Below are 13,275 nucleotides of genomic sequence, written 5' to 3' on the forward strand. Positions count from 1 at the left end.
CTTGTTTGCAGCGCTAAAAAATGCTGGCCACAGAGTGTGACCAGCGATACTGACAGATATTGCGAATGAGCAGAATGCGATGACGCTTTTTAGAGTGTAGCTGCGACTTCATCAGAGATTTCACCGTTATGGTAAACCTCTTGCACATCATCAGAATCTTCCAACATGTCGATCAAACGCAGCAGTTTTGGTGCAGTTTCTGCATCAAGATCTGCTTTGGTTGATGGGATCAAAGCGACTTCTGCGCCTTCTGCAACCAGACCGGCGGCATCCAAGGCATCTTTCACCGCACCCAGTGATTCCCAAGCCGTAAACACATCGATGGCACCATCGTCATACACCACGATATCATCTGCGCCAGCTTCCAACGCTGCATCCATCACCGCATCTTCTTCCAAACCAGGCGCATAAGAAATGACGCCTTTTTTGGTGAACAGATAAGAGACAGAACCATCCGTTCCTAAGTTGCCACCGGTTTTAGTGAAGGCATGGCGAACTTCAGATACGGTACGGTTACGGTTATCACTCAAACACTCAACCATCACGGCAGTGCCACCAGGGCCATAACCTTCGTAAATGATGGTTTCCATGTTGTTATCTTCGTCACCGCCAACACCACGCGCAATCGCACGGTTCAGTGTGTCGCGCGTCATGTTATTGGACAGCGCTTTATCGATAGCCGCACGTAAACGTGGGTTCGCACCGGGATCACCGCCACCCAAACGTGCCGCAGTCACTAATTCACGGATAATTTTAGTGAAAATCTTACCGCGTTTGGCATCCTGCGCCGCTTTGCGGTGTTTTGTGTTGGCCCATTTACTATGACCTGCCATAAGTATCTCCAAAATAGCCTAAAAGACGTACTCTTCAATCGCCTGCTGATTGCTCCAGGACTTGGTCAAAGCGGCGGCATCTGCTGCATTGAGCCACTGGTAGGCAAGATGTTCAGTGATAACCACATCTCGCTCCTCGGGTATTGCCACACAGAACCAATGTTCTTTATTCCGCGTGACACCCGGTGCATAGCGGCGGCGCAAATGCGCAAAGAGTTCAAATTCCACACAGCGATGGCAGTCAAGCAGCGCTAAGTTCTCACCCAGTATATCGATGCCGACTTCTTCCTTTACTTCGCGCTGCGCGGTTTGCAACGGCGTTTCCCCCTCTTCCAGACTGCCAGTGACGGACTGCCAGAAGTCAGGGTCATCTTTGCGTTGCAACATCAGCACCCGACCGCTGGATCTGGCGTAGATAACCGCCAGAATCGATTCGGGGCGTTTATAATTCATTACTGGTTCTCTTCTTCCGCCGCACCTTTCTTCGCCACGACGCTGATAGACAGCTCTTGCAGTGAAGCAGGGTTGGCAAAACTTGGCGCGTCAGTCATCAGACAAGCCGCAGCCGTGGTTTTCGGGAAGGCGATAACATCACGGATATTATCCGTACCGGTCAACAGCATCACTAAACGGTCCAGACCAAAGGCCAAACCTGCATGTGGAGGTGTGCCGTATTTCAATGCGTCTAGCAAGAAGCCAAACTTCTCACGCTGTTCGTGCTCATTGATCCCAAGAATACCAAATACCTGCTGTTGCATTTCAGTACGGTGAATACGCACAGAACCGCCACCCACTTCATACCCGTTGATCACCATATCGTACGCATTGGCGATCGCTGTGGTCGGTGCTGCCGCCAATTGTTCTGGGCTCATGTCTTTCGGCGCAGTAAACGGATGATGCATCGCCGTCAGGCCGCCTTCACTGTCATCTTCAAACATTGGGAAATCAACAACCCACAGCGGTGCCCAGACATCAAGTTGAGTTAATTGCAGATCGCGCCCGACTTTCAAACGCAATGCGCCCATCGCATCAGTCACGATTTTGTTGCTATCCGCGCCGAAGAAGAGAATATCGCCACTTTCTGCCTGAGTGCGGGTCAGAATTGCCTCTAACACTTCAGCGCTGAGGAATTTAGCGATAGGGCTTTGTACTCCGTCCATACCGGCAGCACGGTCATTGACTTTCAACCAAGCCAAACCTTTTGCACCGTAGATGCCGACGAATTGACCATACTCATCAATTTGCTTACGTGTGACGTGAGCGCCGCCCGGTACGCGCAGTGCAGCAACACGGCCTTTAGCGTCATTTGCAGGGCCGGAGAAGACTTTAAACTCAACTTCTTTGACCAGATCGGCCACATCCACTAATTCCAATGGGTTGCGCAGGTCTGGCTTATCAGAACCGTAACGGCGCATGGCTTCCGCAAAAGTCATCACTGGGAAATCGCCCAGATCAACACCTTTGGTTTCCTGCCACAGTTCACGCACCAGCTTCTCCATCACTTCACGCACTTGGTCGGCGGTCATGAAAGAGGTTTCAACGTCTATCTGGGTAAATTCAGGCTGACGATCGGCACGTAAATCTTCGTCACGGAAGCATTTTACAATCTGATAGTAGCGGTCAAAACCAGACATCATCAGTAATTGTTTGAACAACTGTGGTGACTGAGGCAAGGCGTAGAATTTGCCTTTATGTACACGGCTTGGAACCAGATAGTCACGCGCACCTTCAGGGGTCGCTTTGGTCAGCATTGGGGTTTCAATATCAAGGAAACCATGGCTGTCCATGAAGCGACGAACAAAACTGGTGATCTTAGCGCGATTTTTTAGGCGATCAGCCATTTCTGGGCGACGTAAATCCAGATAGCGATACTTCAGGCGCTGTTCTTCACTGTTGGTCTGATTAGAGTCCAGTGGTAACGGCTCAGAGCGGTTGATGATATTCAGCGCGTTAGCGAAGATTTCTACTTCACCCGTCGACATATCTTTATTAATTTGGCTATCAGGACGTGCACGCACAGTACCGGTGATCTGGATGCAGAACTCGTTACGCAGCTCAGAAGCTTGCTCATAAGCGGCTTTATGGTCTGGATCGAAGAATACCTGAACGATGCCTTCGCGATCTCGCATATCAATAAAAATCAGGCCACCTAAGTCACGGCGACGATTAACCCAACCACAAAGAGTCACTTCTTGGCCCACATGGGACAGATTCAACTGCCCGCAATACTCAGTACGCATACAATATCCTTTTACTCAGCCGATGCCGCACGCGTTATGCACTGCCCGTGCAGCTGTTTTCTTAGGTATTCTGGAGTTAAGACTGTCGAAAAATGGGGGCTATTATAAAGGAAATTCGAGGCGTAGATAAGAGCGAACGCACAGCTCAGGCACGACTTAATCCCTTTCGACGGTGTTTTAACACATCATTTAACAAATTTTCCCCCTACTATGGACTGGCCGATAACATATGCTGGCAGAAATGGGCTGTCAGTTTAACCCTTTCGTCCATCATCAAACGTTATGATATCGAGGCTAGACACAATGAAACTTGATGCTAAAACCACCGCATTGGTGTTGATCGATCTACAACAGGGAATTTTACCCTACGCCAAAGGCCCGTACAGTGCTGAACAGGTTATCGCGACTAACGCCCGTTTGGCGGAAAAATTCCGCGAACTCGGCGCGCCGGTCGTATTTGTGCGTGTAGGTTGGTCTGACTCATTCGCCGATGCGCTTAAACAACCGGTCGATCAACCAAGCCCGCCGCCTGAGGGTGGTTTGCCTGATTATTGGTGGAGCTTCCCTGAGGCACTTGCTGTTACACAGCATGATATTCAGGTGATTAAGCATCAATGGGGTGCGTTTTACGGTACTGATTTAGATTTGCAATTGCGCCGTCGCGGTATAAAAACCATCGTGTTAGCCGGGATTGCCACCAATATTGGTGTGGAGTCGACCGCCCGTGCAGCTTGGGAGCACGGTTATGAATTAGTGATTGCCGAAGATGGTTGCAGTACCGCAAGCACTGAGATGCAGCAATTTGCCGTCAATAATATCTTCCCGCGGATATCACGTGTGCGTAGCAGCGCTGAAGTGCTTGCAGCACTGGGCGCATAACGCTAAATTCGAGCGAATAAAAACCGAATCACTCACTCCAATCAGTGAATCCCGATGAGCTGACTCCAGTCAGTGACTCGGGTGAATGAACACCGCTAACAACGCGGCAACGCCACGTTAAAATGGAATATCCAAACTAATTGGCGTTGCGGCTAGGCAGCAAGTGAGTGAATCCCGATGAGCTGACTCCAGTCAGTGATTCGGGTAAATGAACGCCGCTAACAACGCGGCAACGCCACGTTAAAATGGAATATCCAAACTAATTGGCGTTGCGGCTAGGCAGCAAGTGAGTGAATCCCGATGAGCTGACTCCAGTCAGTGATTCGGGTAAATGAACGCCGCTAACAACGCGGCAACGTCACGTTAAACTGGAATATCCAAACTAATTGGCGTTGCGGCTAGGCAGCAAGTGAGTGAATCCCGATGAGCTGACTCCAGTCAGTGATTCGGGTGAATGAACGCCGCTAACAACGCGGCAACGTCAAGTAGGAAGGATATTTGTTTATAGGACTGCCGCAATGGCAACACCCCGCCTGGAACCGGCTGGGCATCAAGGATCTCGCTGACTACAGCCGATACTTCAATTGCGTTGAAGGCAATACGACGTTTTATGCTCTGCCTCGATTAGAAATCGTGCAACGCTGGCGTGATATGACCTCCGACAGTTTTCGTTTTTGCTTTAAATTCCCTTCGACTATCAGCCATCAGGCTGCTTTGCGTGAATGCGAGCAAGAGCTGCATGCTTTTTACCAGTGTCTAGCCCCTTTGCATGCGCGTATTGGTCAGTTGTGGCTACAGTTACCCGCTGCCTTTGGGCCTCAAGATTTAGGCCGCTTATGGCAATTTTTGGATAAATTGCCTCATGGTTTTCATTACGGGGTCGAAGTACGCCATCCTGAGTTTTTCGCCAAAGGGGCTGCGGAATTGGCGCTGAATCAAGGCTTACACCAACGTTCTATTAATCGAGTCATCTTAGATAGCCGCCCTATTCATGCGGCAAAGCCTTTAACGCCCGCCGTGCGAGATGCACAGAGTAAAAAGCCACGTTTACCGGTCCATGCCGTCGTCACCGGAGGGCAACCACTGGTGCGTTTTATTGGTGGCGACCAGCTCGATGATAATTTGGCCCTCTTTGCACCTTGGATGCAGAAACTCCCCCTCTGGGAACAGCAATATCAGCCTTATGTATTCATTCACACACCTGATAATGGCGACTCCCCGCAACAGGCACAAAAGATTTGGCAACACTTGGCCGCAACGATCCCTACGCTAGCACCGGCACCCGATTGGCCTGAACAAGACACCTTATTTTAAGTTCATCTTTCCAAACGGTTAACTTAACCTCATGAAATGACATTCCTGTTATTTTTCTAGCGACAGTTACCCAGTAGGCGGTTATCATTATTCAGCCAGTCTATGGTTGGGCAATGGAGTTGAAAATGGTTAGCTCGCTTTATGTTGTGTTGGGCGCACTGTTATTGATCAAGCTTTCATTTGATGTCGTGAAGTTAAGAAACCAGTATCGGGTTGCTTACGGTGATGGTGGTTTTTATGAATTACAGACTGCCATCCGCGTACACGGTAATGCCGTAGAATATATTCCTATCGCTGTAATTTTACTCATCATGATGGAGATGAATGGTGCATTGACGTGGATGATTCATCTCTGCGGATTGATGCTGATCGTTGGCCGCTTGCTACATTATTATGGTTTACGTCATCGCGAAATTCGCTGGCGTCGCTCGGGGATGAGTGCCACTTATGTTTCTTTGGTATTAATGGTTATCGCCAATATTTATTACCTACCTTGGGATCAGATTTTCAGTCTAACCTGACCCTGTTATTGCGTTATCCGTTCCCTGCAAGCACGCCGCAGGAACACGGTTAGTTCGGGCGGGTTATCCCCGCCTTCATGCCTTTCCCGCCGTTCTCTGACCTGTCCACGGTTTATCGCGCTTCTCTACACCTTTTTCTGTTATAATACGCGCCTTAAATTTCTTGTTAATGCCAATGACAGTCATGCCAAATCGCGACACTCAATCTCAAAACGACGCGCAACGCCATCCATCTGGGGCAGCAGAGCCACTGCGTGATAGCCTGTTCGCAGCCCCGATCGCCAAATTAGGTGACTGGACCTTCGACGAAAAAGTCGCTGAAGTGTTCCCCGATATGATCCAGCGATCAGTCCCCGGCTATTCCAATATTATTTCGATGATAGGCATGTTAGCGGAGCGTTTTGTTCAGCCGCACAGCCAGATATACGATCTCGGTTGTTCGCTCGGCGCGGCTACCCTATCAATGCGCCGCAACATCAAAGCCGACGGCTGTAAAATCATTGCCGTAGATAACTCCCCCGCCATGGTTGAACGTTGCCGTCGTCATCTCGATGCTTTTCGGGCTGATACGCCTGTCGAAGTGGTGGAATCCGATATTCTGGATATTCAGTTGGAAAACGCCTCAATGGTCGTGCTTAATTTCACGCTGCAATTCCTTGAGCCTGCGGATCGTCAACGGCTACTTAATCAGGTGTATCAAGGGCTTCGCCCAGGTGGTGCCCTTGTGTTATCCGAGAAATTCAATTTTGCAGATAGCGACATCGGCGAACTGCTGTTTAACATGCACCACGATTTTAAGCGCGCCAATGGCTACAGCGAACTGGAAATTAGCCAAAAGCGCAGCATGCTTGAGAATGTCATGCTAACCGACTCCGTTGAAACCCATAAGCAACGCCTACACCAAGCAGGTTTCGAACATGCAGAAGTGTGGTTCCAATGTTTTAACTTTGGTTCGCTGATTGCCCTGAAAGCAGGAGACGCGCAATGATTGAATTTGGCGATTTTTACCGGCTCATTGCCAAAGGTCCGTTAAGCCCGTGGCTTGATACCCTGCCCGCTCAACTCAGCGCTTGGCAACGTGAATCCTTGCACGGCAAGTTTAAAACGTGGTTTAACGCGGTCGAGCATTTGCCACTACTCACGCCAACCTCTTTAGATCTACGTGATGGCGTGCGGGCTGAAATGTCACCGCCGATTTCTGCGGGTCAGCGTGAAGGCATGGAAAATATGTTGCGCGCCTTAATGCCATGGCGCAAAGGCCCCTTCTCTTTATATGGGCTGGATATCGATACCGAATGGCGTTCTGATTGGAAATGGCAACGCGTGTTGCCGCATATCAGTCCACTGGCTGGGCGCACTATTTTGGATGTTGGCTGCGGCAGTGGTTACCACCTTTGGCGCATGATTGGTGAAGGGGCTCACCTGGCGGTGGGTATCGATCCGATGCAGCTGTTTTTGTGCCAGTTCGAAGCCATTCGTAAACTGCTCGGCGGCGATCAGCGCGCGCATTTACTGCCGTTAGGCATTGAGCAACTACCTGAACTGGCGGCCTTTGATACGGTATTCTCCATGGGCGTGCTTTATCACCGCCGCTCCCCTCTGGATCACCTCTATCAATTGAAAAATCAGTTGGTCAGTGAAGGCGAATTAGTGCTTGAAACGCTCGTGGTTGAAGGTGATAACCGGCAAGTATTGGTGCCTGGAGATCGCTATGCTCAAATGCGCAATGTCTATTTCATTCCTTCCGCACCGGCGTTGAAAGAGTGGTTGGAGAAGTGCGGGTTTGTCGATGTCAGAATCGCGGATATGGCGGTGACCACCACTGATGAGCAGCGCCGCACAGACTGGATGACCAGTGAGTCGTTAGCTGAGTTTCTAGACCCGCAAGACGCGAGCAAAACGATAGAAGGTTACCCTGCGCCGCTTCGTGCTGTGCTGATCGCACGCAAACCATAACACCTACTGATAAAAAACGGCCTCAAGTTGATCACCGAGGCCGCTAACCACACTGTCGCTTCAAGTACGTAGGAACTAAGCACTTTGTGAAAGCGGTGCACCCATCACCAACAAACTCTTCATCGCCTCAACCACTTCACCATCAACACAATAATGTGCAAACTCATCCACATCACTGTCGGCGCACATGGTCACACCGGCCTTGCGATACTTCATACTCGATGGCACTGAACGGCCTGCCGAACTGTGCAACTCTTGAATACCTGCATCAATAAACTTCTGCATATTGGTCAGGCGAACACCTGCACCAGCCATGATAACCGGCCCATGTGACTGTGTTGCAGCCACTAAATCTTTCAGCAAGACCAGCCCCAACTCCGCATTCTGCTGCTGACCTGAGGTAAGAATTCGTGCCACATTCAGATCGGTGAGTTGCTGCAGGGCCACCATCGGATTCTGACACATATCAAATGCGCGATGGAAGGTGACGGCTAAGTTGCCACTGACAGACATGATTTCCCGCATTCGCGGCATATCAATATGGCCGTCAGTATCAAGTACCCCCACCACGACACCGGCAAAACCCATATCCCGAATACGAGCAATATCATTTTTGATGATAGCGAAATCATTGTTGCTATAGCAAAAATCACCGCCTCGAGGCCGTACGATCGGGTGCACCGGAATTGTAACGGTTTCTCTGGCTTGCATTAACGCACCAGCACTCGGGGTTAGCCCCCCTTCGGACTGACCGCAGCATAATTCAATCCGGTCGGCTCCTGCCTTTTCTGCTACTTGTGCGCAATCGACGCTATAGCAACAAATTTCCAATGTCGTCATTCTCTCCCCCGTTTGATGGATGCCACTGCGGCAGTTATTTTCACCCGTATTTTTGGGACATATATCGCTTACATAGATAGCGAAGCACAGCTATCACCTTAGAATTAAAAAATTCCATTATTCAATAATTGGGATGCTTAATATATCAATCACAGCAAAACAAAATCGAATCAGCGATACAATTCACTTACTATGGCACTCATTTTGAGTCCATGAGTAGATGTTAGTCACAGCGATAACCATAAGTGATCATCAAGAATGAAATAAATAACCTATTGACGTTAGTTGTTATGCTCACTCTCTATTATTTGCCGCAAAGTATAAGGGTGAAACTTAATCGTTATCTCACCATCACTAACAGCGAGAGTGGGATTGGCTAAACGCTCACGCTCCCCTTGCGGCGAGCTAAATTTTTCAGTCATCCCGGCCGGTAACTCAGCCGGTAATAAGGCTCTGGCTCTCTGCCTCAGAGTTTGTGGGTCGCCAGATATCACCAACTCAACATGCTCCCAGCCTTGATGGGGATAATGGGTTTTCCCCGGATACGGCAGTTCAATGCAATCTATCTGCCATGGCCCAACGGATAAGGGGTTGACTAAATCGAACAGGCAAATTGGCCGACCATTAATTTGCGTCTCGGACATTAAATAACCGCACTGCAATAGTCCACTGCGCCAGCGTTCAGCCGTTTCGGTTTGATAGCAACGTAATGAAATATGATCAGCGCTAAACTGTGTTAAATCCAAATTCAATTTGGCGGAGAAGTTAGCGAGTTTTTGCTCAAAAATCGGTAAGTCGATAATTAAGTCCTGCAATTGAGCAATATCTTTCAGGCTGCGCATCTGGCTCTCCGTTTAAGCAATGATTTCAGTCAAGCGGCCATAATCTACCGTTATTAGTCCGTAACAGCCATATTTTATCCGCTCAATTAATAATGTTTTTCTCATCATTGCTAATAAAATAATCAGTTGATCTATTTGTGGGTATTCTTCACCGCAACAACCGCCCTGATGCTGACGTCGGAGGGCAAATATGATATAAATCCTGCCATCTTGCGACTAACTCGCTGTCAGCCCGCCTCACTACGGTTCATTTTTGTCGTGCTCGGCGCTGACCCCGTTTGAATTAACTGGCACAGAGATTCTTTTGTGCGTCATTAATGTCTCTTTCGTGCGTAATTAAGGTAACCCGGTGAATATTCAGGCTCTTCTCTCAGACAAAGTCAGCCAGGCGCTGATTGCAGCAGGTGCTCCAGCAGGTAGCGAAGCTCAAGTTCGCCAATCTGCTAAAGCGCAATTTGGCGATTATCAAGCGAATGGTGTTATGGCCGTCGCCAAAAAACTGGGCATGCAACCCCGACAACTGGCAGAAAAAGTCATTGAACTGCTCGATCTTGCAGGTATTGCCAGCAAAGTTGAAATTGCCGGCCCTGGGTTTATTAATATCTTCCTCGATCGCCAATGGGTAGCCAGTCAAGCGGAACACGCGCTCACTGCCCCTAAATTAGGTGTTTCACCGGTAGAACCGCAAACTATCGTGGTTGATTACTCTGCACCCAATGTGGCCAAGCAAATGCATGTCGGTCACTTACGCTCAACCATTATTGGTGATGCCGCAGTGCGGACATTGGAGTTCTTAGGACACAATGTTATTCGTGCTAACCACGTCGGTGACTGGGGTACGCAGTTCGGTATGTTGATCGCCTATTTAGAAAAAATGCAGAACGAAAGTGCCAGTGATATGGACTTATCGGATCTTGAGCTTTTCTATCAGCAAGCCAAGAAAACCTATGATGAAGATGAAGCCTTCGCCTTACGCGCTCGTGCTTACGTGGTAAAACTGCAAAGCGGCGACGAGTATTGCCGTCAAATGTGGCGCAAATTGGTGGATATCACCATGGCGCAAAACCAAATTGCTTACGATCGCCTCAATGTCACCTTGACCAAAGACGATGTCATGGGTGAGAGCCTCTACAACGCCATGTTACCTGGCATTGTCGCCGACCTGAAAGCCAAAGGTCTGGCAGTAGAGAGCGATGGCGCTACCGTGGTCTATCTGGATGAGTATAAAAATAAAGATGGCGAGCCGATGGGCGTCATTATCCAGAAAAAAGATGGCGGCTACCTCTATACCACCACAGATATTGCCTGCGCCAAGTATCGCTATGAGACGCTGGGCGCCGATCGCGTACTGTATTACATCGATACCCGCCAGCATCAACATCTGATGCAAGCTTGGACTATCGTGCGCAAAGCCGGTTATGTACCAGAATCTGTGCCGCTAGAACACCATATGTTCGGCATGATGCTCGGCAAAGATGGAAAGCCATTTAAAACCCGCTCAGGTGGCACTGTTAAGCTCTCCGATTTGTTAGATGAAGCGATTGAACGTGCCGGTAAACTGATCGCCGAGAAAAATCCGGACATGCCTGCGGATGAACTGCAGCAAGTGGTGGAAGCCGTGGGTATTGGTGCAGTGAAATACGCAGACTTATCTAAGAGCCGCACCACTGACTATATCTTCGACTGGGATAACATGTTGGCACTGGATGGCAACACGGCACCTTATATGCAATATGCCTACACCCGTGTCGTTTCGGTGTTTAAGCGTGCTGGCATCGATGAAAATAGCCTGACATTGCCGCTGGTGATCACCGAAGATCGCGAAGCGGCACTGGCCACGCGCCTACTGCAATTTGAAGAAGTGATTACGATGGTCGCCCGTGAAGGGACGCCACATGTGATGTGTTCTTATCTGTATGACGTAGCAGGTTTATTCTCCAGCTTCTACGAACATTGCCAGATCCTGAATGCTGAAAGCGAAGAGATTCGCCAAAGTCGCCTGAAACTCGCGATGCTAACGGCAAAAACCCTCAAGCAAGGTCTGGATACTCTGGGTATTCGCACCGTAGAACGGATGTAATTTTCACCTATTATTGACAATAAAAAAGGCCCCAAAGGGCCTTTTTCTTTTTACGCTGTCCAGCACGGGTATAGCGTCATCAATTCGTTCGCCGAGCAAAATCCCGCAATCTAAATCCGAGTAATGCCAACGCAGCAAAGTAGGCAATGACCCCCGCCACCACCACCGCGGATAAGCGTAGTAACCGATATGCCATCCCACCGATATCCCATGCAGGCATCACCCATAATAGCCCCAGCAACACCCCCGACATGACGATGACGCCGACAACCAATTTAGTCAGAAAAATGGCCCAACCCGGCTGTGGATGGAAAATCTGCTGCTTACGCAATTGCCAATATAGCAAACTGGCATTCAGGCAAGCCCCTAGACCAATCGAGAGCGATAACCCTGCATGTTTAAGCGGCCCAATGAAAATCAGGTTCATCACCTGAGTCAATATCAAGGTGATAATGGCAATTTTCACTGGCGTTTTGATGTTCTGGCGCGAGTAAAACCCCGGCGCTAAAACTTTGACCACAATCAACCCCATCAAACCCACTGAGTACGCCACCAGTGCGCGTTGGGTCATGGCAGCATCAAAGGCGCTGAACTTACCGTATTGGAACAGTGATACCACCAGCGGCTTGGCTAATATGCCTAACGCCACTGCGCTGGGTAATGCCAGTAAGAAACATAACCGCAGACCCCAATCCATCAGTTTCGAGTACTCGTCATGGTTGCCGCTGGAGAAGCTTTTTGCCAGTGATGGCAGCAAAATAGTGCCTAAAGCCACACCCAATACGCCAGAGGGGAACTCCATCAAACGGTCAGCATAGTACATCCAAGAGACGGAACCGGACACGAGGAAAGAAGCAAAAATAGTATTGATAATCAAAGAAATTTGGCTAACTGACACCCCGAGGATCGCGGGGCCCATTAGCCGCATAACACGCCAGACACCCGCGTCATGAAGTGATACTCGCGGCAGAACCAGCATTCCAATCTTTTTCAGATGAGGAAGCTGATACCCTAATTGCAACACGCCCCCCACCACCACTGCCCACGCCAGCGCCATCACTGGCGGATTAAAGTAAGGGGCGGCAAAGAGTGCAAAACCTATCATGCTGATATTCAAGAAGGTCGGCGCAAAGGCAGGAATGGAAAAGCGATTCCACGTATTGAGGATCGCCCCCACCAGTGAAGCCAATGAAATCAGTAAAATATAAGGGAACGTCACGCGCAGCAGTGCAGAGGTTAACGCAAACTTATCGGCGTTATCGGTAAAACCGGGGGCTGTGACAAAAATCACCCAAGGCGCGGCTAGCATACCCAACACGGTGACAACCGCCAGTATCAGGGTTAGCAGACCGGAGACATAAGCCACAAATGTGCGCGTCGCTTCCTCGCCCTGCTGACTTTTATATTCCGCCAGAATAGGCACAAAAGCCTGTGAGAATGCACCCTCGGCAAAAATACGCCGTAGGAGATTCGGTAATTTGAATGCCACAAAGAAGGCATCCGTCGCCATACCCGCACCAAAAACTCGCGCCACTATGGCATCACGAGCGAAGCCCAATACGCGGGAAAACATGGTCATTGAACTGACGGCTGCCAGTGATTTCAGTAAATTCATAGGTTTTCTGATCTGGGGTTGTGATCTGTTTTCCGATCAATTTTTTTGATCTGTTTTTCAAATACGCCGTAAAGAGTAACGCCTGCATTCCGCAGGCGCTGCTTCTACCCAATAGTGGCCATTAACTAACGGTGGCCCTAACACGATATAAAACA

Annotated in this window: 12 protein-coding genes; 6 read left to right on the forward strand and 6 right to left on the reverse strand. The window is 49.4% G+C overall.

Features of this window, described 5'->3' with window-relative positions; translation table 11 throughout:
* Window positions 1-89: 89 nt before the first annotated feature.
* From DA391_RS12225 to aspS, 3 genes are read right to left on the reverse strand one after another with little or no spacing between them, the layout of a single operon-like run.
* Entirely contained in the window at window positions 90-833 is a 744-nt protein-coding gene (locus tag DA391_RS12225) for a YebC/PmpR family DNA-binding transcriptional regulator (RefSeq protein WP_050081267.1), read from the reverse strand.
* An 18-nt stretch (window positions 834-851) separates the two neighbouring features.
* Window positions 852-1,286: a dihydroneopterin triphosphate diphosphatase gene (nudB, locus tag DA391_RS12230; RefSeq protein ID WP_050081268.1), complete on the reverse strand. Its 435-nt coding sequence runs from the start codon at window positions 1,284-1,286 to the stop codon at window positions 852-854.
* Window positions 1,286-3,073, reverse strand: coding sequence for an aspartate--tRNA ligase (aspS, locus tag DA391_RS12235; RefSeq protein WP_019209822.1), 1,788 nt, complete (start codon window positions 3,071-3,073; stop codon window positions 1,286-1,288). The genes nudB and aspS overlap by 1 nt, the downstream gene beginning before the upstream one ends.
* Window positions 3,074-3,376: 303 nt before the next feature.
* On the opposite strand from aspS, the gene DA391_RS12240 reads away from it, so the two are divergent.
* From DA391_RS12240 to cmoB, 5 genes are all read left to right on the forward strand, one after another.
* Window positions 3,377-3,952, forward strand: a complete 576-nt coding sequence (locus DA391_RS12240) for a hydrolase (RefSeq protein WP_050081269.1) — start codon at window positions 3,377-3,379, stop codon at window positions 3,950-3,952.
* A gap of 498 nt (window positions 3,953-4,450) precedes the next feature.
* Complete coding sequence (locus tag DA391_RS12245; protein ID WP_050285554.1) at window positions 4,451-5,266, forward strand: DUF72 domain-containing protein; 816 nt, start codon at window positions 4,451-4,453, stop codon at window positions 5,264-5,266.
* 125 nt (window positions 5,267-5,391) lie between these two features.
* Entirely contained in the window at window positions 5,392-5,787 is a 396-nt protein-coding gene (locus DA391_RS12250) for an MAPEG family protein (RefSeq protein ID WP_019209819.1), read from the forward strand.
* Between the two features lie 184 nt (window positions 5,788-5,971).
* Window positions 5,972-6,775 carry a carboxy-S-adenosyl-L-methionine synthase CmoA gene (cmoA, locus tag DA391_RS12255; protein WP_050081271.1) on the forward strand — a complete coding sequence of 268 codons (804 nt, stop codon included), beginning with the start codon at window positions 5,972-5,974 and terminating at the stop codon, window positions 6,773-6,775.
* Window positions 6,772-7,743 carry a tRNA 5-methoxyuridine(34)/uridine 5-oxyacetic acid(34) synthase CmoB gene (gene cmoB / locus DA391_RS12260; RefSeq protein WP_050081272.1) on the forward strand — a complete coding sequence of 324 codons (972 nt, stop codon included), beginning with the start codon at window positions 6,772-6,774 and terminating at the stop codon, window positions 7,741-7,743. Before cmoA ends, cmoB begins: the two co-directional genes overlap by 4 nt.
* Window positions 7,744-7,818: 75 nt before the next feature.
* Here cmoB and cutC read toward each other — a convergent pair whose 3' ends face one another.
* Window positions 7,819-8,583 (reverse strand): copper homeostasis protein CutC, encoded by a 765-nt coding sequence (cutC, locus tag DA391_RS12265; RefSeq protein ID WP_108087745.1) that lies wholly within the window; start codon window positions 8,581-8,583, stop codon window positions 7,819-7,821.
* A 281-nt stretch (window positions 8,584-8,864) separates the two neighbouring features.
* A complete protein-coding gene (locus DA391_RS12270; protein WP_050285552.1) occupies window positions 8,865-9,425 on the reverse strand; it encodes a VOC family protein in 561 nt (186 codons plus the stop codon).
* Window positions 9,426-9,774: 349 nt separating this feature from the next.
* On the opposite strand from DA391_RS12270, the gene argS reads away from it, so the two are divergent.
* On the forward strand, window positions 9,775-11,505 hold the full coding sequence (gene argS / locus DA391_RS12275) for an arginine--tRNA ligase (protein ID WP_050081275.1): 1,731 nt from the start codon (window positions 9,775-9,777) through the stop codon (window positions 11,503-11,505).
* Between the two features lie 79 nt (window positions 11,506-11,584).
* On the opposite strand, the gene murJ is transcribed toward argS, so the two are convergent.
* Window positions 11,585-13,120: a murein biosynthesis integral membrane protein MurJ gene (gene murJ / locus DA391_RS12280; protein WP_050081276.1), complete on the reverse strand. Its 1,536-nt coding sequence runs from the start codon at window positions 13,118-13,120 to the stop codon at window positions 11,585-11,587.
* Window positions 13,121-13,275 lie beyond the last annotated feature (155 nt).

Origin of the sequence: Yersinia massiliensis (genome assembly GCF_003048255.1) — a bacterium.
Classification (GTDB): domain Bacteria; phylum Pseudomonadota; class Gammaproteobacteria; order Enterobacterales; family Enterobacteriaceae; genus Yersinia; species Yersinia massiliensis_A.